Here is a 23461-nt window from a genome sequence, read left to right as displayed (position 1 = left end):
GATAAAATTTCACCGCACTTTTTAATGTGTACTACCAAGTATATCCAATACCTGCACTAACGCCAGCATCGCCAGTGGATGTTAATGAAGCATTAAATTTTACGCCTATTGCTCCTTTATCAGATAAACGTGAATAGCCTACCGCCACCGCATTTTGACTTTTAAAGCTCCCTACGCTCGCTGAGATTGTCTTTGTTCCCGCAACTGAAGCCTGATATAACCCACCAATAGCCATTGCTCCAGCAATACCCGCACGTAAATCTTTATCTATTTTCTGAACATTACGATTAAGCGATTGAATACTTTGGGTATTTGTTTGAACATTGCGATCAAGCGATTGAATACTTTGGGTATTTGTTTGAACATTACGATCAAGCGATTGAATACTTTGGGTATTTGTTTGAACATTACGATCAAGCGATTGAATGCTTTGGCTATTTGTTTGAACATTGCGATCAAGCGATTGAATACTTTTGGTATTTGTTTGAACATTGCGATCAAGCGATTGAATGCTTTGGGTATTTGTTTGAACATTGCGATCAAGCGATTGAATACTTTGGGTATTTGTTTGGACATTGCGATCAAGTTGTTGCATAGTTTGATCATTTTGATTTATCTTCCCAGAAATTTCTTTTTGGGCTTTTTCCAAAGCTTTCAACTGTGCCACATTTACCGCGTCAGTATCTTCACGACCTGCGGCAACATTGGTAATTTGGCGAGTAATACCGTTATCGGCATCCCCTACAGAAACTGCCGCCGCCGTAGATTGCCACGCACCAATTTTTTTACCAACTAATTTTCTGTCCGCTTGAAGTTGATTTTGAGCATTTTTTAAAGCTTCTTTTTTTGCTTCATAATCAGGGGCTTGCGCAGCATAATCACTTTTTAACTGATTTTTAGTTTGCTCAAATTCTGCTTCTTTTTGCTGTAATTCAGCTTTTTTATCATCATTTTTTTCTGTTTTTAACTTTTCCTTAACCTCTTTAAGATTGGCTTCATTTTTATCCCATTTGACTAAAAGATCATTACGTTTTTCAACTTCTACACGCATTGCATCTTCTGCATCTTTTACGGTTTTCACATCCTTTTCTTCGTTTGAAAAATTTTCATAGGCTTCTTTCAGTTTACTGGTTTCTTCTGGCGTATTCCCCACCAATAAATCATCAGGGCTTGTTTTTCCAAGAGGATCATAACCAAATACCCCCGCATCAACGTTAGTTTTTGAATAACTCCCCAATGCAACCGCATCCGTTTTATCTGCAACTGTCAGTTTGCCTAATGCTAACGATGATTCAGCCTTGGCAGCCGCAAATGTGCCTAATGCCGTTGCATATCTTTCATTAGTCTCAGATTCTCTCCCTATTGCTATAGAAGAAAAACCGTGTGAAGTTGAAGCAGAGCCTAATGCCATTGAATAATCCCCGTGAGCTTCAGCCGCTTGTCCCAAAGCAAGATTATTAGCTCCAAACGATTTGGCTCGAACACCTATTGCCATAGATCTGTCATATTTTTCTGTACTTTTGGGTATCATAATTTCATATTCAGGCAAAATCTTTCTTCCTTGAGATGGATATCCCGAATTATTAATATCAGTTTGTGGTGCCCCAACATAGGCTAAATTTCCTAATGCAAAAGAATTATTACTTCTAGCATTATATTGTCCAACACGAGCTGACATTCCAAATACATAAGACTGATCACCAAATATTTTCGTGTTATATCCTATACCAACAGAACGATCTCCCGAAACGAAAGCATCTTCCCCTACAGCAATAGAACTTTTATTATTTGCCCGTGCATTAGAACCTATAGCAATTGTTAGCTCTCCTAGCGCGTGGGAAGCTGAGCCTAATGCCGTGGATTTATCTCCTTTAGCTTCAGAACCATGCCCTACCGCAACCGAGCTATTACCCTCAGCTGTTGCTTGATTTCCCAAAGCAACAGCACTGTCTTTCGTGGCGAGTGTATTATATCCAATTGCCGAACTCCCAGCTCCTCTAGCTCTTGCAGAATCTCCCACCGCAGTAGCACGGTCAGCAACGGCTTGAGCACCATGTCCAATTGCCGTCGCTTTCTTTCCTTTAACTGCTGCTGGCGGAGTGCCTAATAGCACATTATCATTCTCTAAATTAATATGATTAAGTTTCTTTTCTTTTAAACTATTTATTTCTGTTTTTAATGTTTCAGAGAGATTAGATGCAGTTTCAATTTGCGTTTTTAAATTCGCTATTTGCTTTTCTAATTCTTGGACTTTAGCAGATTGATCGGTTGATGGATCTTGTGCAAAACTATTTGCTGAAAATAAGAGAACGGAGGATACTGTTAAGGCAGGCAGGCAGGCAGGCAGGCAGGCAGGCAGGCAGGCAGGCAGGCAGATGATGTATAAGAAAGTTCTTGAGTGCAATGTTTTGATTTAGATTTGAATAATGTAAAAATATTTTTACTTATTCGTTTGTTTTTCCGCCAATTGGTATTCATATAGACTCCTTATTATGTTTGTTAATGTTTAATGGGGAATAAATGGGCATTAGCCTACTCTTATAAGTGAATAAAAGCAAACTAAAAAACACAGTAAAATCTTACCGCACTTTTCCATAAAAATATTAATGATGACTTTATAATTTAATTTGTAGGAAATTTAATTTAACTATTTTGACCAAAGCATTCGATAATAGAAACAATAAAAGTGCGGTAAAATTTTACCGCACTTTTTTATACTTGGATTACTCTTTCTTCAATAAGAAAATTCCGTGATCAGATAAATTGACATAAGCTTGTTTTAAATCGGCATTAAAATCTTCTGGCTTACAATTCACCAATAAATCTTTTCCTGCCCAATTTGCGACCACTTCCCAATGGTTGCCCATATAGACCGCACTTTTAATCTCACAACGTTGAACATCACTGCCCTCTGCGGCAAGATAAATTGCTTCTGGGCGAATACCTACTAAACATTCGCCATCGGGTAAATTAAACTGTGCAGCATCTTTTAAAGGCACAGAGTAACCATTAATATCCACCACACCATTTTCTAATTTTCCATCGAAAATACTGGATTCGCCCATAAAGTTTGCTAAGAACAGAGAATTTGGTCGTAAATAAAGCTCTTTCGCTGGTGCTTTTTGCATAATTTTACCTTTATGCATAACGATAACTTCATCAGATACCGCAAAGGCCTCTGTTTGGTCATGTGTCACATACAGTGAAGTAATGCCTAAACGTTGTTGCAATTCACGGATTTTTTCACGCATTGAACGACGTAAGTTTGCATCCAAATTACTTAGTGGTTCATCAAACAATAGGACTTTTGGTTTCAATACCAAAGCACGAGCCAATGCAACACGTTGTTGCTGCCCACCCGAAATTTGATCCACGAAACGATCTTCAAAGCCTGCTAAATCCACCAACTCTAAAGCCTCTTTTACACGTTTAGCTCGTTCTTCTTTGCTAACGCCCTGCATTTTTAAGCCGTAGCCAACGTTATCGCCAATGCTCATATGCGGGAAAAGCGCATAAGATTGGAAGACAATACAAATATCTCGATTTTGAATAGAGGATTTTGTTACGTCTTCGCCATCGATAAAAATTTGACCTGAAGTTGGATTTTCTAACCCTGCCACTAAACGTAATACAGTGGTTTTACCACAGCCTGATGGCCCTAACAATGTTACCATCGTGCCACGTTTGATCGTTAAATCTAAATTATCAATGACGACCGCTTTACCAAATGCTTTTGTGATATTTTTTAATACTAAGAAATCATTATTACTCATAATTTTTACCTACAACTAACGAGTTAATTCATTTTTTTCGCTTTAGAACGAGAGATACGCGTATCGCCTACAATCCAGTCGAAGAACAAAATAATTGCCATCATCACAACAATTAAAATAGAACCGTATGCAATCGCAATACCGTATTCTCCATCTTCCACACGATTTAAAATATATGCGGTAGCAACGCGAGTATCTGCAGTCACTAAGAATATAATTGCACTTACTGTCGTCATTGCACGAACGAAACTAGTCACAAGCGCGGAAAGCAACGCAGGTTTTAATAACGGCAAGACGATAAAGCACAATGTTTTCCACGAACTCCCTTTTAAAGAAAGCGATGCTTCATCAAGAGATTTATCAAGCTGTCCTAAACCAGCAATCGCTGCTCGCATACCAATTGGTAAATCACGCATTACCATTGAAATAATCACGATAATGCCCGTACCTGTAATATAAAGTGGCGCATTGTTGAACGCTAAAATATAAGATACCCCTGCCACAGTCCCAGGCACGGCAAAACAAAGCATGGTTAAGAACTCAAGGGATTTTTTACCTTGGAAATCTTTACGCACCACAATATAGGCAATCAATAATCCAAAGAATGCGGTTAATGGTGCAGCAATACCTGCATAAATTAAGGTATTGATCAGTGACGGCCACGCCCCATCGCTCAATCCTTGCCCGAATAACATGGCATAGTTTTTCAAGGTTAAAGTGTAATCCACGCCCCAGTTTACAGTGAAACTTCCATAGAAAATGCTACCGTAAAGTGCCATATTAAAGATTACCCAGAAGCCAAGCATACCGATGATGGTATATTTCAAGCCGTTTGGCAGTTCTTGCACATCGCCACGATAAGATTTCCCCGAAACAGTGACATAAGAGCGGTTACCAATCCAAATGTATTGAATGATAAAAATCGCCAACGAGAAAATTAACAACATCGAACCTAAAGTACTAGCTGAAGCATAATCAAGTTGTGAACCCGCAATATAGAAATAAATTTGTGTGGCAATTACATCAAAACTTCCACCCAACACTAACGGATTACTAAAGTCCGCCAATGATTGAATAAATACAATTAAGAAAGAATTTGCTAATGCTGGACGCAGTAACGGAAAAATAATCTGATAGAACGTTTGATAACGATTAGCGCGCAACGTATAAGAGGCTTCTTCAATAGAAGGATGAACTGATTTCAATGCGCCGTCTAAAATCATAAAAGAAATCGGAGCAAATGCGAGAATTTGCGCAATCGCAATCCCATTAAAACCATAAAGCCAGTTATGATTGGAAAAACCAAAATATTCACTTAAAAATTCGGTTACATAACCAGAACGGCCAAGCATTAAAGTTACCCCTAATCCCACAACAAATGGTGGAGTAACAATTGGCAAAATAGAGAAAATTTTTCCGATAAATGCCGTTCTACGAGCGATACGCGTAGTATAAAGCGCAAAGGCTAAACCAAATACAGTCGAAACGACGCCCACAAAGCCCGATAAGAAAAGAGAATTGGTAATTACCCGAACAATATAGCTCTGCGTTAAAATACGCATCACTTGCTGTGGCGAAAAGGTATCGCCGTCATAAAACATTGAAACGAAAATCGCCAATGTTGGATAAACAATAAAGAAGAAAATCAACAAAATAATGCAAAGTAAAGAAGCGATAATGAACTTATCCCCTTGCATTACTTTCAGTTTTGCCAATGAAAGCGTCGCCAATGCGGTATATCCCACAAGCAACACAATCACAGAATAGCCCATACTAATTTTGTACAGCGTCGCACTGATAAACATAAACAGTACAGAAAGTGCGGTCAAAAATAGCTCTGTTTTTGCTTGAGTTTGCTGTGGCAATCTCAATAACGGCAAAGCTCCATACACAATAACAGGCAGAAACCAAGCCCAAGTTAAATTGAAAGAAGCCCAGCCCATTGCCTCTAAATATTCATCTGAAGTACTTTCAAACAAACCGTAATCAAGTGCATTGGAAGGCAAGAGCGCAAACGCCAATAAGGATAAAATAATCCAAAAATAAGCGGAATGAATTATGAAAAGTTTTTTTGCGTTCATACAACCTCGCATAAGGTAAAAAACGAAGCGATATGCGACATATCACTTCGTTGGTGACATCATTATTTGGCTAATTTTACTTCATCAACCCATTTTGTGATTAAGCGTTTACGTAAATCAGTCGCACCGTATTTATCAAAATCATAGTTAATTAAATTAATAGATTTAAAATCTAACGCATAAGGCGATTGTTGTGCGGTGGTGTTGGTTAAAATGGAATACGCCTCACCTTTTTGCCAAGTTAATTCTTGCGCCTCTTTGGATAACGCCCAATCAACAAAAAGTTTCGCATTATCTAAATTACGAGCACCTTTAATAACACTTACACCGCCAATTTCATAGCCAGTACCTTCACAAGGTACAACTAATTCTACTGGTGCGCCTTTCGCTTTTTCTAAAGAATATTCATGTAAGAAACCAATGCCAATTGCCGTTTCTCCACGCGCTGTATTACGTGTTGCCGTATTACCAGATTTGGTATATTGCGATACGTTTTTATTCAACTCTTTTAAGAATTTAAACGCCTCGTCTTCTCCCCAAAGTTGCATATAAGTGGCTAGCTGAGTGTAACCTGTACCAGAACTTTGTGGATCTGCGGCTTGAATTTCATTTTTGTAAATTGGGTTAGCTAAATCCTTCCAGCATTTTGGAATAGGTAAATTCAATTTTTTTAACCGTTCTGGATTTACGCCAAAACCTAACACGCCCAAATAAATCGCCGAAGAATAATTCCCTTTCATTTTGGCTGGATCACGGAATTTTTCTACGATCTGAGGAAGATTGGATGATTTATAAGGCTCCAATAAACCCATTTCTCCTGCTTGAGAATGGGGATCCATCGTTCCACCATACCAAACATCGCCTTGTGGATTATCTTTTTCAGCATCAATTTTCGCTAGAATAGTGCCTGTTCCACCACGAATAAAACTTGTTTTAACATCAAATTTTTTCTCAAATGCCATCGCTTCTTGCTCGCACATCGTATTTTGCGCGCTGCAATAAATGACTAGACGTCCTTTTGCAAAAGATGGATTACTTAATACTAATCCACTTAACATCACACCAGACAGGGTTACTGCGATTTTTGATAGTTTCATCTGATTATAACTCCCTTATGAATGAAAATTTTGCAATCTCTTAGAGGGAAAACGAAATCACATTAAAAATACGAAAAAGTGCGGTCGAAAACTTCAGTATTTTTTACCGCACTTATTCCGTACTATTTCGCTAATTTAACTTCTTGTACCCATTTTTCAATTAAGGCTTTACGTTGTTCTGTTGCACCGTATTTTTCAAAGTCATAATTGATTAATTTGAGTTTATTTGGATCAAATGCAGTTGGTGATTGTTCTGCGGTCGTGTTAGTTAAAATTTGTAAAGAATCCCCTTGTTTCCAAGCTAATTCTTGACCTTCTTTTGATAACGCCCAATCGACGAATAATTTCGCATTATCAATATTACGCGCACCTTTTAAGATACTCACACCACCTAACTCATAACCGGTTCCTTCGCAAGGTACGACTAATTCTAACGGTGCACCATTGCGTTTTTCTAATGCATAATCATGTAAGAAACCAACACCAATTGTCGCTTCACCGCGCGCAGAGTTACGTGATGGCGTGATACCTGATTTAGTATATTGAGACACATTAGGATGCAAGGCTTTTAAGTATTCAAACGCCTCTTTTTCACCCCATAATTGGACGAAAGTTGCTAATGCGGTATAAGCAGTACCCGCACTTTGAGGGTCTGCAATTTGAACTTCGCCTTTTAAGCGTGGATCAGTTAAGTCTTTCCAGCATTTCGGCACTTCTTTAATGCCTAATTTTGCCAAACGCTCAGTATTCACACCAAAACCTAAGATCCCCATATAAATTGAGGAAACATAGTGACCTTTCGTTTTCGCTGGATCACGGAAACGTTCTACGATTTCATCAATGTGTTTAGATTTATAAGGCTCAATTAACCCTAATTCAGCCGCTTGTGCTTGAGGATCAAAAGTACCGCCGAACCAAACATCCGCTTGAGGGTTATTTTTTTCAGCTTCAACTTTAGCAAAAGTACTGCCTGAACCATTACGAATAAAGGATGTTTTCACATCATATTTTTCGCCAAACGCTTTCGTGGTGGTTTCGCACAGAATGTTGGTAGCACTACAGTACACAACTAAACGACCTTTAGCATTAGCAGAACCAGAAATAGCCAAGCCTGCAGCTAAAAGTGCGGCAGAAACAGAAAGAGAAATTTTGTTGAACTTCATAATAAATACTCCTTATTGGATAGAATGTTTGAATCCTACTCGAAAAGAGAAAGTAATACCGTGATGAAGTTCACAGTTTTTAAAAGTCAAGTGAAAAAATAAACGTGAAATTCACCGCACTTTTACTTATAATTGCCGAAATTTCCCTTACATCAAAATACGATTATGTCAGATTCTTGTATCATCATCGCCATCACTGGCGCATCCGCATCAGGCAAAAGTTCTATCGCTTCTACCGTTCACAAAGAACTCTGTAATGAATTAGGCTGCCAAGAAATTGGCATTATTGCTGAAGACAGTTACTACAAAGATCAAAGCCATTTAGAAATGAGCGAACGTATAAAAACAAATTACGACCATCCAAGCTCAATGGATCGCGATTTACTCATTCAACATTTAAAAGATTTAAAATCAGGAAAAGCAGTTAATGTGCCTGTTTATAGCTATGTTGAGCATACTCGTACGGGTGAAACCACAACATTTACACCAAAACGTATTGTGATTTTAGAAGGGATTTTACTGCTTACTGATGAACGTATTCGTCAACTTGCAGATATTTCCGTATTCGTGGACACGCCATTAGACATTTGTTTTATTCGTCGTTTACAACGCGATATGGAAGAACGCGGTCGCTCCCTACAATCGGTTATTGATCAATATCGTGCGACCGTGCGTCCAATGTTCTTACAATTTATTGAGCCATCTAAACAATATGCGGATATTGTTATTCCTCGCGGCGGAAAAAACCGTATTGCAATCAATATGTTAAAAGCTCAAATTCTTCATTTATTGAATCAAAAATAGGAAATCTTATGCGTCTTTGCGATACTGATATTGAACGCTATCTCGATGATGGCATTATTTCTTTAACTCCTCGTCCAAATAATGACAAAATCAACGGTGCGACGATTGATGTTCGCTTGGGTAATTCTTTCCGTGTATTTCGTGAACATTCTGCGCCTTTTATTGATTTAAGCGGCCCGAAAGAAGAAGTATCTGCTCAGCTTGAATCGGTAATGAGCGATGAAATTATTATTCCAGAGGGGGAAGCATTTTTCTTGCATCCTGGTACTTTAGCGTTAGCAACCACACTTGAATCCGTGAAATTACCTGCCAATATTATCGGTTGGTTAGATGGTCGCTCTTCTTTAGCCCGTTTAGGCTTAATGGTACACGTTACCGCACACCGTATTGATCCAGGTTGGGAAGGAAAAATCGTGCTGGAATTTTATAATTCAGGGAAATTACCATTAGCATTACGCCCAAATATGGTAATTGGTGCGTTAAGTTTTGAAGTATTAAGTGGCGAAGCAAAACGACCATACAGTAGCCGCAAAGATGCAAAATATAAAAATCAACAAAGTGCGGTAGCCAGTCGTATTGACAAAGACAAGGAATAATCGATGAAAAAGTTCGCGCTTAGCGTAGGGATCGTCGCTTTGGCGATCTTTTCTTTTTTATATATTCAACTTTACCGAGTGCAAAGTGCCATTAGTGAACAACTGGCACAACAAAACATTGCCGTTCAGTCAGTCAATTTATCATTATTTTCTCCCGCACTTTCCCTTGAAAATATAAAAACTACGCGATTTTCAGCTCAAAAAATTGAAGCTAAACTTAATTTCTTGCCTCTTTTGTATGGTAATACCGCACTTCATTCGCTCAATATTCAACAGCTTCAATTACTTCAAAATACACAAAATCCTGCCAATGTATCAATAGAGGTTTCGCCTTTTTCGTTAAAACAGCTTTTATCAAAAAAAGTAATATTGAATGGCGAAAACCATATTCGCATGGAATTTAACAAACCTATTTATGGAAAAACAAAAACTTTCCATTTTTCTTTCCACAAAGCAAATTTAGACTTCTCAACATCAGAATCAGCCCTACTTCAATTTGTAGATGCAAACCTAAATAATCAGCCTATCGGTTATATTGAAACCCACACAGCCCACCAACAAATGGTGACTTATATAAAACCACAATGCGATAACGATTGTTTAGCTGTATTGAAATATCAACAAATTGGCAACCAAAGTGCGGTCAATTTTTCGGGTAAATATTTCCCTGTTAAACGCTTATTCACGCTGTTAAATTTACCAGAAATGTTAAGTGGACACGCCGATTTTAATCTTGATTTCAGCTTTTTATCTTCCGCACTTATTCAAGGAAAGCTAAATTTTTTAGTGCAAAATGGCGAAATTCTTGGCGTAAATCTATTGGATATGGTAGCGCAATATTTTCCGATTAATTACAACAATGATTTGTTACAAAACAAAGAATTAAACACTCGCTTTGAACAATTTTACTTACAATTATTTCTCCAACAAAATCAACTCATTGCTGAAAAAATCGAATTAAAAACACCCGCACTTTTGGGGCAAGGAAAAGGCATTATTGATTTAAGCCGAATGGAATGTAATGTGGATATCAATTTACATTCTACGGATCAACGCTATCAAAATTTGACACTACCAATCAATTTTTTTGGTAACTGCAGTTCACCACAATATAAAATTAATTTTACGAAGAAATTCCGCCATCAATTAATTGATGTGATTAAAGAAAAGTTACGTTAATGTCGTTATATTTAAAAGCTGAAAAAATCCAATCGTGGCGTGTGCTTATTATGGCTTGCGCAGGATTTATTTTTAATACTACAGAATTTGTACCCGTTGCAATGTTAAGCGATATTGCACAAAGTTTTAATATGCAAACTGCTGATACTGGTTTAATGATGACAGTTTATGCTTGGACGGTGCTAATTATGTCTCTGCCTGCAATGCTTGCCACCAGCAATATGGAACGTAAAAGCCTGCTAATCAAACTTTTCATTATATTTATTGTTGGGCATATTTTATCGGTCATTGCTTGGAATTTCTGGATATTACTTATCGCTCGAATGTGTATTGCATTAGCCCACTCAGTGTTTTGGTCAATTACTGCTTCACTTGTGATGCGCATCGCACCTAAACACAAGAAAACTCAAGCATTAGGAATGCTCGCTATTGGCACCGCTCTTGCCACCATCTTAGGCTTACCGATTGGACGAATTGTCGGACAGCTCGTCGGTTGGCGGGTCACTTTTGGTATTATTGCGGCACTGGCATTATCTATCATGTTTTTAATTATTCGACTATTGCCAAATTTACCCAGTAAAAATGCTGGCTCTATTGCAAGTTTACCCTTGCTTGCTAAACGCCCATTATTACTTTGGCTTTATGTAACAACGGCAATCGTCATTTCAGCACACTTTACCGCTTATACTTATATCGAGCCATTTATGATTGATATTGGGCATTTAGATCCAAATTTTGCCACGGCTGTATTATTAGTTTTTGGTTTCTCAGGTATTGCTGCAAGTCTATTATTTAACAGATTCTACCGACTTGCGCCCACAAAATTTATTGTTGTTTCAATGGGTTTATTAGTGTTCTCTCTATTACTCCTGTTATTTTCCACTGAAACAATGATAGCAATGTTCTGTCTTGTGTTTATTTGGGGTATCGGTATTTCTTGTATCGGACTATCCCTACAAATGCGCGTACTAAAACTTGCACCAGATGCAACCGATATTGCTACGGCTATTTACTCGGGCATTTTCAATGCAGGAATTGGCGCAGGCGCATTATTTGGCAATCTTGCGACAACCTATTTAGGATTAAACGAAATTGGTTATACGGGCGCAGCATTAGGTTTAATCGGTTTCATCATTTTTATTACAACGCACTTAAAATATCGCCATACATTTCTTCTGCAAAACAAATAAAAAAATAACCGCACTTTAGTTCTCCCAAAAGAGTTTTAAAAGTGCGGTTAAATCTTTCTAAGTTTTATTTATCTCACATTTAACGTTTCGCTTTCTTAATAAACTTCATCAAACGTTTACGTTTACGTAATTGGTTCGGGGTAAGTTTATTTTTACGCCCCGCAAATGGGTTCGAACCTTCTTGGAAAAGAAGACGAATCGGTGATCCAATAATTTTCAAACTCTTACGATAATAATTAGACAAATAACGTTTATAAGAATCTGGTAGTTTATCCATTTGGTTACCGTGAACCACAATAATCGGTGGGTTGTAACCACCTGGATGGGCATATTTTAATTTAATTCGACGACCGCCAATCATCGGTGGTTGATGCTCATCGGTTGCCATTTGCAAAATACGAGTTAAAAGCGAAGTCGTCATTTTTTGAGTCGCGCAAGCATAGGCTTCTTTAATCGAATCAAAAAGATTCCCCACACCACTGCCGTGCAAGGCTGAAATAAAATGCACGCGAGCAAAATCAATAAAATCTAAACGACGATCAAGCTCAGATTTAACCCGGTCTTTCACATCTTGATCTAAACCATCCCATTTATTCACAACGATCACTAGAGAACGACCTGCATTTAAAATAAAGCCGAGCAAAGATAAATCCTGATCAGAAATGTTCTCTCTCGCGTCAATAGTCAATAACACAACATTAGCATCTTGAATCGCTTGTAAGGTTTTAATCACAGAGAATTTTTCAACAGCCAAATGCACTTTACCACGCTTACGCACACCAGCCGTATCAATTAACGTATATTGCTGCCCATCACGCTCCATTGGAATATAAATACTGTCGCGTGTCGTTCCTGGCATATCGTAAACCACCACACGATCTTCACCTAAAATACGATTGGTTAAGGTGGATTTACCCACATTTGGACGACCAACAATGGCAATCTTAATATTTTTATCTTGTTCTTCTTCCGATTCCTCTAACGCCTCATCAAGCAATGCCGTATCTTCTTCTGAATCAAAATCGAATTCTTGTTCCCATTCGTCTTGTTCTTCCTCAGAAGTGCGGTCATTTTCATCGGAGTTTTCCATTTGTTCCGCAAAAGGCGCAAGCACTTGTTCCATTAACTGAGTGACACCACGGCCTTGTGAAGCAGCGATTTGCTCAATTTCCCCTAAACCTAACTGATAAAATTCAGCACAATGAGAATCCGCATCAATACCATCGGTTTTATTTGCCACCACAATCGTCGTTTTGTTTTGACGTTGACGTAAGTAATTGGCAATACCAATATCAGCTGCCGTTAAACCCGCTCGTGCATCGACAAGGAAAAGAACAATATCGGCTTCATCAATAGCAAGCAAAGATTGCTCCGCCATTTTTTCTTCTACGCCCTCTTCGGTTCCATCAATACCGCCAGTATCAATAACAATAAACTCATAGCCAGCAATATGAGCATGGCCGTATTTTCGATCACGAGTTAAACCAGGAAAATCAGCGACTAACGCATCTCGTGTGCGAGTAAGGCGATTAAATAATGTGGATTTTCCCACATTCGGGCGACCAACAAGGGCCACAACTGGAGTTGCCATAAAAAATCTCTTATTTTGTCAAAAATGGCGGCTATTATATCGGAAGTTAAAGGATTGGTAAAAAATGATTTCAACAAGTAAAAGAAAAAGCCACAGGATACAATCCTATGGCTTTCTAAACACTGTTTATTTATCTATAACTTAACGTTATAATAATCTCGCTTTCAAGGATTCAGCTTGAAAGCGAGTGTTGCGCTTTTTCGCAACGTTTGAAGAGGATAAAAAGATGATTAAAGTCATTATCCTTGTCGTACTACTATTATTAGTGAGTTTACCGACTTACTAATAACACGACATACTAGGGAGTAGCAGCTCCCTAGTTCTTCAAATCTTAAAAGTTTGCTTTATTTTTGTCAAGGATGAAGTAAATTTCAGATACAAAAAAAGCACCGTTAGGTGCTATCTTTATTTATCTTAATTGGCGGAATGGACGGGACTCGAACCCGCGACCCCCTGCGTGACAGGCAGGTATTCTAACCAGCTGAACTACCACTCCGAGATAAGATATTAATTTTAAATTGGCGGAATGGACGGGACTCGAACCCGCGACCCCCTGCGTGACAGGCAGGTATTCTAACCAGCTGAACTACCACTCCGCTAAGTGGTGCGTATCATAATGACGAAGATAAATCTCGTCAATCTTTTTTTATTAAATTTTACTTACCTGCTTAAATTCCAAACGATTAATGCACATTATTATTGCCAAAGCGTTTATCCCAAAGGCAATTATTTCCACTTTTTTTATTAATCATCTTTAATAATTCTAAATGCGCTTGTAGTTCATCATTAGTAGGTTGAAGTAATTTTAAATTATGCGCAAAATCCACCGCACTTTTTATTTCTTCCGCCGCTTTTTCTTGCACAACATGGATAACTTCAGGCTCAACAGATTCTTCTTCATCGAATAAATTTGTTTGTCCCCCCGTCATCATCAAATAAACATCCGCCAAGATCTCGGCATCCAGTAACGCACCGTGCAAAGTACGTTTGCTATTATCAATACCTAAACGATCACAAAGTGCGTCCAAATTATTACGTTTTCCAGGGTACATTTGGCGCGCCATTTGTAGCGTATCTGTCACCAAACAAATATCGTTAGTTTTCACATTAAGGTTGAGTTTACGAAATTCATAATCCATAAATCCAACGTCAAAGGGCGCATTGTGAATAAGCAATTCCGCACCATTAATATAATCCAAAAAATCTTGAGCAACCTCTTTGAATTCAGGTTTATCCGCTAACATTTCATCAGTAATACCATGAACTTTAATCGCATCAGGATCAACGGGGCGATCTGGCTTAATGTAAATATGGAAATTATTACCTGTGTAACGACGATTTATTAATTCAACTGCACCAATTTCAATAATACAGTGTCCTTCATAATGCGCGCCAAGCTGATTCATACCAGTAGTTTCAGTATCTAATACAATTTGGCGATTGGGATTAATCATTTGTTCAACCTATCTCTTTCCATTAAAATACTTGTCATTCTACACAACAACCTTTTTGTTATGCAAAAACAGATTGAAATTTTTACTGATGGCTCTTGCTTAGGTAATCCTGGCGCGGGAGGAATTGGCGCCGTATTGCGTTATAAACAGCATGAAAAAATGCTCTCCAAAGGCTATTTCAAAACCACCAATAATCGAATGGAATTACGCGCTGTCATTGAAGCATTAAATGCATTAAAAGAACCTTGCTTGATCACGCTTTATAGTGATAGTCAATATATGAAAAACGGCATAACAAAATGGATTTTTAACTGGAAAAAAAACAATTGGAAAGCAAGTTCTGGAAAGCCTGTAAAAAATCAAGATTTATGGATAGCCTTAGATGAATCCATTCAACGTCATAAAATTAATTGGCAATGGGTGAAAGGTCATGCTGGACACAGAGAAAATGAAATATGCGATGAATTAGCTAAAAAAGGGGCTGAAAATCCGACATTGGAAGATATGGGGTATTTTGAAGAATAAAACATACTTGATTTTTTTCATAAAATGACTATATTAGCAGAAGAGTTAGGAGTGCTGGACTTTATAATATGCAGAACGCTGAGCGATTGACTCACCTAACTCACCGAATTTAACCCAATAGATTATTTTTATAATTTATTGGGTTTTTTTAAGGAGAAATTTATGTATTTATTATACGCTGATGAATCAGGATCGATAGATGATCCTAATGGTGATTTCTTTGTTTTAGCTGGATGTTGCTTATTTGAACGTCAAACACATTGGGTTGATAATAAACTTGAAAGTATCGCAAATCGCTTTAGTGGATATTTTGGAGAAAGACATTGCGAATTACACGGTAGCCCAATGTTTAGTGGTCGAGATGGATGGAAGTTAGCCGCAAGCGTACCAGAACGAGTTCAAGCTGTTGTAGATTCTTTAGATTTACTTGACCATGAACATGGTAAAATCCCTATTTTTATTTCAGTTATAGAAAAATCACTTTTCACCGATAGAAGCAAAATTATTCCAACAGCATTTAAAGATATTGCTTTTGCATTTGATAGTTTTTTAAAAAATATTTATTACAAAAATCAAAGCCAAAAACAAAGAGGTATTATGATTTTTGATAATTCAACATCAGAAAGAATGATACAAGATTTATCTTACACCTATAAACATATAGGTAAAGGGGATGACAAACTAAGAAATTTTGCAGAAGTTCCAATGTTTATTGATTCTAAAGCATCTAGAATAATTCAGCTAGCTGATTTAGTCGCCTATTGGATATATCGTTATTACCAAAGCAAAGACAATAGAGGATTTAATTTAATCAGTCCACATATTTACCAATATGCAAAACATAAAGTTGGGCTTATTGAACATATTTCTGAAGAAACAAAAAAGACACTACTGGAAAATGCTAATGACCAAGGGTATCCATTTCCAAATGCCTCTTCGTAAATATTAAAATCTACTTTATACAAGCATAGCCGTTCAAAACAGAACAAAAAACAGACAAAAATATACAAAAAATGTGATCTAGATCAGATTTCAAGAAAATTAAAATTTTGGAGAGTTGACATCAAAATGCGAATTTGCAATGATTCGCCATGTCTATTTAGGCGGTTGGACAATCTTATATGAAAAGAGTTCAATCATAGATAGTAAACAACCATAAGGAATACAAATTATGAAAAAAACACTTGCAGCATTAATCGTCGGTGCATTCGCCGCTTCAACAGCGAACGCAGCAGTAGTTTATGATAACGAAGGAACTAAAGTTGAAGTTGGTGGTTCTATTCGTCTTATTTTAGAAAAAACTAATGCAAAAGGTAATGATACTGATACTAAACGCACTCATTCAGGCTTAAGAAATGCAGGCTCTCGTTTAGAAGTTAAAGTAAAACATAATTTAGATAGCGGCTATTACGCATTAGGTCAGTTACAAGTTCGATTTGATGGTAAACAAGGCAACGGCGCTAAAGGCGACGGTTTCGGTGCTTTAGGAACTAGACGTGCGTTTGTTGGTTTAGGTCACAAAGAACGCGGTGAATTAACATTTGGTCGCCAAGTAACATTTGCTGATTCTTTAAGCACAGCTAAGGATTATTCTTACGGTATTCTTGGAAAAGATGAGTATCTTCCTGATGAAGCTGACTCTGTTATTCGTTACACTTATAAAGGTATTGAAGGTTTAACAGTCGGTGCTGATTACTTATTTGCAAATAATCGTGATGATAATAACCAAGTAGTAGATAAGGCTCTTAAAAGTGGTTTCCAAGCTGGTGTAGCCTATGAAGATGGCATTATTGCAAAATTTGGTTACGGTCGTACAAATTATAAATCAACAACATCTCAAAAACACCATGTTGATGGTTTCTTAGCTACTTTAGGTTATGATTTTGGTGGTACAGTCTTGTCTCTTGATGGCGGTTACGCGAAAGAAAAAGCGGATGGCAAAAACGCTAAGAAATTCTATGTATCTCCAGGTTTCCAATATCAAATTACTGATTTAAGTAGCGTATACGGTAACTACAGATATGAGCGACAAAAAGAAGAAGATGGTTCAAAAGCTAAATCTCACGGCTTCTTGCTTGGTGTAGATTATAAACTTCATAAACAAGTTGTGGCTTACGTTGAAGGTAAATATAAAGTAACTAAAGATTACGAGGCTCAAGGTGATTATACTAAAGTCAAAGACAAAGCTATCGGCGTAGGTATGCGTGTATTCTTCTAATTAAATAATTAGAAACTATTAAGGCGAATTGAAAGATTCGCCTTTTTGTTTGTTCTAAAATCGAATAAAACAATCTAAAGTTGTTTAAAATATTTAAGGCCGATAGGAATTAAAAAGTATGCGACGTTATTTTATAGTTATCCATTTCGATTTTTCTCTACGTTAAATCCTCACATATCTCTATTCAATAAGAGATACCACAAAATTCAGCTAAAGAAGATTTTGAAAATTATGAGGAAAATAAGATAAAGAATGAGTTATGTAAAATAAATGCCTTGTGGAGGTTAAAAGAATATTTCATTAAATAACAATCCGCACGTAAAACGTGCGGTTTTTAGGCTCCCCTATAAGGGCCTATACTTCACAAGCCCCTCAAGGGGCTTGTGAGAACTGACAACCGCGTCTAATTATTTTCTTGATTACCCCTTAAAGGGGTCAACATGTTCTTTCGTTGATAAATTATCTTGAATCATATCTTCTTTTTCTTGGTTTCTTATATAATCCTCTACCACTTTTGTATTTAACCCTACTGTGCTTACAAAAAATCCTTTCGCCCAGAAATGCCTATTTCCATATCTATATTTTAAGTTCGCGTGTATTTCAAAAATCATCAGTGCTGATTTCCCCTTCAGGTAGCCCATAAAACCTGATACTGATATTTTAGGTGGGATTTTTAAGAGCATATGGATATGGTCTGGCATTGCATGCGCTTCTATTATCTCCACGTTTTTATAGCCACATAACTGCCTCAATATTTGACCTATATCTGCTCTTAACTTTCCATAAATTGCTTTTCTTCTATACTTCGGGATAAACACAATGTGATACTTACCGTTCCATTTTGTGTGTGATAGACTTGAATCGTCACTGGTTTTACTTACCATGATGATAATCCTCCTATATGTTGAATTTTGGTTGTCAGCCTTGTTCATTATATAGCGAGGATTTTTTCTGTTCATCGCTTAAGCTATTTGGCTCCATACGCATAGCGTATGGTTTTTATAGCCAGACTTTCGTCTGGCTATAATAAAAACGGCACAAACCATGAGCTTGTACCGTTTTTAAAAGAAGAAAAATTATCTTATTCTAATCTTGCTATAAGCTAATGCTATAACAAAAAATGCGGCTTGCAGAAGAATAATACAAGCACCTGTTGAGGCATCAAAATGATAACTTAAAATAACGCCAATTAGACTTGATGTAATGGAACTGACAATAGCAACCCATAACATTTTATCAAAAGATTTTGTGAGCGTAAGTGCGGTAATTCCTGGCGCAATTAACATTGCCACCACCAAAATAACGCCTACTACTTGCATCGTGCTTACAATGGTTAAAGCAAGCAACATTAATAAGCCATAATGTAAAATTTTAGGAGAAAGTCCTGCAACACGGGCATGACTTGGGTCAAAACAATAAAGCAGAAAGTCTTTACGTTTGAAAACAATCAGACAAAAAATTATCGCAGAAATGACCGCACTTTGAATCAGCTCTGAATGACTTACACCCAACACATTACCAAACAAAATATGGGTTAAATGCTGTTCTGTTTGAATTTTGGTAAACATAACCAAACCAATAGCAAACATTCCAGAAAATACAATGCCCATTGCGGTGTCTTCTTTTATACGGCTATTTTCTTTCAAATATCCCACACCAAGCGAACAAAAAATACCTGAGAAAAATGCACCAATAGCTAAAGGAATTCCTACTAAATAAGCAAGTACAATACCGGGTAATACAGCGTGAGAAATTGCATCGCCCATTAATGACCAACCTTTCAAGACTAAATAGCAAGAAAGTAACGCACAGATAACTGAAACAATCAATGCGGTCAATAAGGCATTTTGCATAAACTCAAATTGTAGCGGTTCTAAAAGCCAATCAAACATTTTCTACCGCCTTTTTATTACGTGTGAGTAAGCCATATTTTGGTGAAAATAAGAAAGCTACTAAAAACAATAATGTTTGCAATGTCACAATCACACCGCCTGTGGCACCATCTAAATAATAGCTAATATAAACACCAACAAAACTTGTCACCGCCCCTAAAATAATAGCGATGATTGACAAGGTTTTGAATTTATCTGTGAGTAAATATGCTGTCGCACCTGGGGTAACGACCATCGCAATCACTAAAATCGCGCCTACAGTTTGCAAGGCAGCAACCACACAAGCACTCAATAATGTGAAAAATAAAATTTTATAAAATAATGGAGAAAGACCGACTGTAATCGCTTGTGTTTCATCAAAAAAAATCAGCAGTAAATCCTTCCAAAATAATAAAAGCAATACTAAACAAACACCGATGATAATTGCCACTTGATAAATATCTTCATCGGCAATGCCTAAAATATTACCTAAAATGATATTTTGCACATTTACTGCGGTTGGATTTAAAGAAATGATCAATAGACCTAATGCAAAGAAAGTACTGAAAATAAAACCTATCACAGCATCTTCTTTCAATTTTGAAATGGATTTAATCCAAAGAATGGAAAGTGCGGCTAAAATTCCGGCAAAAAATGCACCAAGTGCGTAAGGCAACGCAAAAGCATAGGCAATTGCGACACCGGGCACGACAGAATGGGAAAGCGCATCGCCAATTAGAGACCAGCCTTTAAGCATTAAATATGAAGACAAAAAAGCACAAATAGCACCCACTGCGGTACTCAAAATCATCGCCTTGAGCATATAATCATAGGAAAAAGGTTCGAGCAATAAATCTAACATTACCTAATCCCTCTTATTTTTAACCGCACTTTTATAAGGGCAATCTTCAAAATGACAATTTTGTGTTGTTGGCGCAGGTGGATCTTGCTTAGTTTCGCCATAGAATACAACGGCTTTTTCATCATCTGTTAAAACAGTAACAGAACGTTTATCTTCATCATTATGTAAATTTTCGCCCAATAATTTAATATGACGTAACACCCCACCAAATACAATTTCCAAATTATGTTGGTTAAAGGTGTCTTCTGTTTTTCCTGCGGCGATGACTGTGCGATTAATCATGACCACTTGATCACAAAAATCAGGAACAGAACCTAAGTTATGGGTTGAAACAAGAATAAGATGACCTTCTTCTCGAAGCTGTTGAAGAAGATCAACAATGGCATTTTCAGTTTTCACATCAACGCCAGTGAAAGGTTCATCCAATAAAATAATTGGACTTTGTTGTGCTAAAGCGCGGGCCAAAAACACGCGTTTTTTCTGCCCGCCAGATAACTCACCAATTTGACGATGCGCAAGATGCTCAATGTTCACTCGCTGCATCGCCTCTTGAACTTTTTGTTTATCAATCGCTTTGGGGATACGAAGAAAATTCATATACCCATAACGCCCCATCATCACGACATCATACACTGACACAGGAAATTGCCAGTCTACTTCTTCAGATTGTGGAACATAAGCAACCAAATTACGTTTCAGTGCTTGGGAAATTGGCAGATCACAAAGTTTGATTTCACCTTGTTGTGGCTTCACAAGCCCCATTATGCTTTTAAATAACGTGGATTTACCACTTCCATTCACACCCACTAATGCACAAATAGTTCCACTGTTTAATGAGAACGTCATATTGTGAATAGCTGTGTGGCCATTGTTGTAACGAACAGTTACATCATTAACCCAAATTGATGTCGAGAAAGAGTCCATTATTTTCCGAATCCTTTAACAATGGTTGATACAGTTACGTTAAGCAAATCAATATAAGTTGGCACAGGGCCTTTTTTCGCAGAAAGAGAGTCAACATACAACACGCCACCGTATTTTGCGCCACTTTCTTTCGCTACTTGTTGTGCTGGTTTTGGTGAAATTGTACTTTCACTAAACACAACAGGAATATTGTTTTTACGAACTAAATCAATCACTTTACGCACTTGTTGTGGTGTGCCTTGTTGTTCAGCATTAATTGGCCATAAATAACCTTCTTTTAAGTTGTAATCTTTCGCCAAATAACTGAAAGCACCTTCACTTGTCACAAGCCAGCGTTGAGCTTCTGGAATCTGCGCTAATTTTGCACGAAGTGGCTCATCAAGTTGTTTAATTTTTTGAGCATAGTCAGCGGCATTTTTTTCATACACTGCTGCATTTTGTGGATCGTATTTCACCAATGCATTTTTAATATTTTCAATATAAATTAATGCATTAGATGGCGACATCCACGCATGTGGGTTAGGCGCATCTTTATACGGACCTTCATAAATAGACAATGGTTGAATACCTTCAGTCACCACTACTGCTGGTTTATCTTTAATATTTTGGAAGAAACGTTCAAACCAACGTTCCAAATTTAAGCCATTCCATAAAATTAAATCGGCAGATTGCGCTTTTACAATGTCTTTTGGCGTTGGTTCATATTCATGAATTTCAGCACCAGGTTTGGTGATAGATTCTACTGTAGCTGCATTACCTGCCACATTTTGTGCGATATCTTGAATCACGGTAAAGGTGGTGACGACTTTGAATTTTGCGTTAGCCTGCATTGCAAATAAACCAAGTGCAAGTGCGGTCATAATTTTTAATGAATTTCGCATAAGATGTCCTTATAAAAAAGTATTAGATTGGATGCCTGAATAATCGCTCAACAGCTCAACAATTATTCATCGGAGATAATAGTACTACTTTTTATATTGTTTTGGAATGGAAATGATTATCAAAATAATAGGTTTATTTATAATTATTTCGTACAAAATGTATTGAATTTATGAAAAAAGAACAAAACATTTTGGTTAGTATTAAGTTCAGCAATAGTCTTGGCTGCTTGTGATGATAAACCTAAAATGACAGAACAAACCAAAACAACTGACCAAGAAAAAGTCACTGTAGAACAGCCTGCTCATCAGCTAAAAAACGCGAGATGAAACCATCTGTTATCTCGCGTTATGTTTACGAACATTATTTTGATAATTTCTGAATTAGCGTATTAAATCCCACTTCATCATAGCCATCTTCATATTGGGCTTCTCCCGCTACATCGAGAATTGTTCTTCCATTTAATGCCGTGCAGCCGAATTTTTCTAATTTGCTTTTGGTAAAACTAGAACGATATGCAGAAGAAGAATTATTGAGGCTAATTACACCAATAGTGGCACTTTTACACGGATGTTTATTAATGAAAACGAGATTATAACCAGATTCTCGGATGTAGCCTGTCTTATTTACCACAGCATCAAAAATTTCATCACGCACTAACTTATTAGTATTTTTAATATAAAGCTTGTGTTTCCCTGCTTCGATATAAGTTGCACTAAGATTAGATAAACGTTTAATGTCCGATTTATTTAATGAATATTTAGCGAGTTTAACCAAATCCATCGGGCTGGAAATATTATAGCTAGATAACCCTGAACTATCGTGAAAACGAGTAGAATACATACCAAGTTGATGGGCTTTTTCGTTCATTTTATTAATAAATTGGCGACGACTTATTCCCGCTGCACGAGAAAGCGCGTGGGCAGCATAGTTATCAGAATGGACAAGCATTGCTTTCAATAATTCGTTACAAGAAATAGGAATATTTTTAGGTAATTTTGTTCCTGTACCTTTAATTCGATCCATATCCTCTTTTGTGATTGCGATTCGGCAATTAGGATTTTTATTGTTCTCTAAAAATACATTAGCCGTCATTAATTTTGTTACAGAGGCAATGGGCTGAACGCTATCAGGCGCATGGCTTTCCAACACTCGATTATGCGTAAAATCATACACAACATAAGACTGTGCCACCGCAAAAGAAGGACACAAAGATAAAATAAATAAAGCTTTTTTAAACATTATTGGTCACCT

Annotated in this window: 21 protein-coding genes and 2 tRNA genes; 8 read left to right on the top strand and 15 right to left on the bottom strand. The window is 37.2% G+C overall.

Annotation, left to right across the window (positions count from 1 at the left end):
* Window positions 1-31 precede the first annotated feature (31 nt).
* The 5 genes from GG9_RS07535 to GG9_RS07555 all read right to left on the bottom strand — a co-directional run bounded on the left by GG9_RS07535 (window position 32) and on the right by GG9_RS07555 (window position 8114).
* Entirely contained in the window at window positions 32-2404 is a 2373-nt protein-coding gene (locus tag GG9_RS07535) for a YadA-like family protein (protein ID WP_005630155.1), read from the bottom strand.
* A gap of 319 nt (window positions 2405-2723) precedes the next feature.
* Entirely contained in the window at window positions 2724-3773 is a 1050-nt protein-coding gene (gene fbpC, locus GG9_RS07540) for a ferric ABC transporter ATP-binding protein (RefSeq protein WP_005630153.1), read from the bottom strand.
* A gap of 23 nt (window positions 3774-3796) precedes the next feature.
* On the bottom strand, window positions 3797-5854 hold the full coding sequence (locus GG9_RS07545; protein WP_005630151.1) for an ABC transporter permease: 2058 nt from the start codon (window positions 5852-5854) through the stop codon (window positions 3797-3799).
* Between the two features lie 62 nt (window positions 5855-5916).
* Window positions 5917-6951, bottom strand: coding sequence for an ABC transporter substrate-binding protein (locus tag GG9_RS07550; RefSeq protein WP_005627956.1), 1035 nt, complete (start codon window positions 6949-6951; stop codon window positions 5917-5919).
* A gap of 122 nt (window positions 6952-7073) precedes the next feature.
* Window positions 7074-8114 carry an ABC transporter substrate-binding protein gene (locus tag GG9_RS07555; RefSeq protein WP_005630149.1) on the bottom strand — a complete coding sequence of 347 codons (1041 nt, stop codon included), beginning with the start codon at window positions 8112-8114 and terminating at the stop codon, window positions 7074-7076.
* Between the two features lie 165 nt (window positions 8115-8279).
* On the opposite strand from GG9_RS07555, the gene udk reads away from it, so the two are divergent.
* Genes udk through GG9_RS07575 form a run of 4 tightly spaced genes read left to right on the top strand, consistent with a single transcriptional unit; the run spans window position 8280 to window position 11883 of the window.
* Window positions 8280-8918, top strand: a complete 639-nt coding sequence (udk, locus tag GG9_RS07560; protein WP_005630147.1) for a uridine kinase — start codon at window positions 8280-8282, stop codon at window positions 8916-8918.
* 8 nt (window positions 8919-8926) lie between these two features.
* Complete coding sequence (dcd, locus tag GG9_RS07565; RefSeq protein WP_005630145.1) at window positions 8927-9514, top strand: dCTP deaminase; 588 nt, start codon at window positions 8927-8929, stop codon at window positions 9512-9514.
* Between the two features lie 3 nt (window positions 9515-9517).
* A complete protein-coding gene (locus GG9_RS07570) occupies window positions 9518-10693 on the top strand; it encodes a hypothetical protein (RefSeq protein ID WP_005630143.1) in 1176 nt (391 codons plus the stop codon).
* Window positions 10693-11883 (top strand): sugar transporter, encoded by a 1191-nt coding sequence (locus GG9_RS07575; protein ID WP_005630141.1) that lies wholly within the window; start codon window positions 10693-10695, stop codon window positions 11881-11883. The genes GG9_RS07570 and GG9_RS07575 overlap by 1 nt, the downstream gene beginning before the upstream one ends.
* 79 nt (window positions 11884-11962) lie before the next feature.
* On the opposite strand, the gene der is transcribed toward GG9_RS07575, so the two are convergent.
* Entirely contained in the window at window positions 11963-13474 is a 1512-nt protein-coding gene (gene der / locus GG9_RS07580; protein WP_005630139.1) for a ribosome biogenesis GTPase Der, read from the bottom strand.
* Window positions 13475-13700: 226 nt separating this feature from the next.
* Here der and GG9_RS09765 point away from each other — a divergent pair, with 226 nt between their 5' ends.
* The gene (locus tag GG9_RS09765; RefSeq protein WP_371316032.1) at window positions 13701-13760 is read left to right on the top strand and encodes a hypothetical protein; all 60 of its coding nucleotides are present in this window, start codon (window positions 13701-13703) and stop codon (window positions 13758-13760) included.
* Between the two features lie 133 nt (window positions 13761-13893).
* Here the strand turns inward: GG9_RS09765 and GG9_RS0108460 are convergent.
* The 3 genes from GG9_RS0108460 to dnaQ all read right to left on the bottom strand — a co-directional run bounded on the left by GG9_RS0108460 (window position 13894) and on the right by dnaQ (window position 14928).
* Window positions 13894-13970: transfer RNA gene (locus GG9_RS0108460), tRNA-Asp, on the bottom strand.
* Between the two features lie 23 nt (window positions 13971-13993).
* Window positions 13994-14070, bottom strand: a tRNA-Asp gene (locus tag GG9_RS0108455).
* An 87-nt stretch (window positions 14071-14157) separates the two neighbouring features.
* Window positions 14158-14928 (bottom strand): DNA polymerase III subunit epsilon, encoded by a 771-nt coding sequence (dnaQ, locus tag GG9_RS07585; protein WP_005630137.1) that lies wholly within the window; start codon window positions 14926-14928, stop codon window positions 14158-14160.
* Between the two features lie 60 nt (window positions 14929-14988).
* On the opposite strand from dnaQ, the gene rnhA reads away from it, so the two are divergent.
* The 3 genes from rnhA (at window position 14989) to GG9_RS07600 (ending at window position 17671) form a co-directional block, all read left to right on the top strand.
* The gene (rnhA, locus tag GG9_RS07590) at window positions 14989-15453 is read left to right on the top strand and encodes a ribonuclease HI (protein ID WP_005630134.1); all 465 of its coding nucleotides are present in this window, start codon (window positions 14989-14991) and stop codon (window positions 15451-15453) included.
* Between the two features lie 162 nt (window positions 15454-15615).
* Window positions 15616-16395 carry a DUF3800 domain-containing protein gene (locus GG9_RS07595; protein ID WP_005630131.1) on the top strand — a complete coding sequence of 260 codons (780 nt, stop codon included), beginning with the start codon at window positions 15616-15618 and terminating at the stop codon, window positions 16393-16395.
* 229 nt (window positions 16396-16624) lie between these two features.
* Window positions 16625-17671: a porin gene (locus tag GG9_RS07600; protein ID WP_005630129.1), complete on the top strand. Its 1047-nt coding sequence runs from the start codon at window positions 16625-16627 to the stop codon at window positions 17669-17671.
* A gap of 419 nt (window positions 17672-18090) precedes the next feature.
* On the opposite strand, the gene tnpA is transcribed toward GG9_RS07600, so the two are convergent.
* The 6 genes from tnpA to GG9_RS07625 form a co-directional block, all read right to left on the bottom strand.
* Window positions 18091-18555 (bottom strand): IS200/IS605 family transposase, encoded by a 465-nt coding sequence (gene tnpA / locus GG9_RS07605; RefSeq protein ID WP_032825025.1) that lies wholly within the window; start codon window positions 18553-18555, stop codon window positions 18091-18093.
* A 192-nt stretch (window positions 18556-18747) separates the two neighbouring features.
* Entirely contained in the window at window positions 18748-19563 is an 816-nt protein-coding gene (locus tag GG9_RS0108450) for a metal ABC transporter permease (RefSeq protein ID WP_032825024.1), read from the bottom strand.
* Entirely contained in the window at window positions 19556-20404 is an 849-nt protein-coding gene (locus GG9_RS07610; protein WP_005630125.1) for a metal ABC transporter permease, read from the bottom strand. The genes GG9_RS0108450 and GG9_RS07610 overlap by 8 nt, the downstream gene beginning before the upstream one ends.
* 3 nt (window positions 20405-20407) lie before the next feature.
* Window positions 20408-21328: an ATP-binding cassette domain-containing protein gene (locus GG9_RS07615; RefSeq protein WP_005630123.1), complete on the bottom strand. Its 921-nt coding sequence runs from the start codon at window positions 21326-21328 to the stop codon at window positions 20408-20410.
* Window positions 21328-22209, bottom strand: a complete 882-nt coding sequence (locus GG9_RS07620) for a metal ABC transporter substrate-binding protein (RefSeq protein WP_005626941.1) — start codon at window positions 22207-22209, stop codon at window positions 21328-21330. The genes GG9_RS07615 and GG9_RS07620 overlap by 1 nt, the downstream gene beginning before the upstream one ends.
* A gap of 361 nt (window positions 22210-22570) precedes the next feature.
* Complete coding sequence (locus GG9_RS07625) at window positions 22571-23449, bottom strand: D-alanyl-D-alanine carboxypeptidase family protein (RefSeq protein ID WP_005630121.1); 879 nt, start codon at window positions 23447-23449, stop codon at window positions 22571-22573.
* Window positions 23450-23461 lie beyond the last annotated feature (12 nt).

This window comes from Haemophilus haemolyticus M19501 (assembly GCF_000222025.1).
In the GTDB taxonomy this organism is placed as follows: Bacteria; Pseudomonadota; Gammaproteobacteria; order Enterobacterales; family Pasteurellaceae; genus Haemophilus; species Haemophilus haemolyticus_G.
This window is presented reverse-complemented; position numbering and strand designations above follow the sequence as displayed.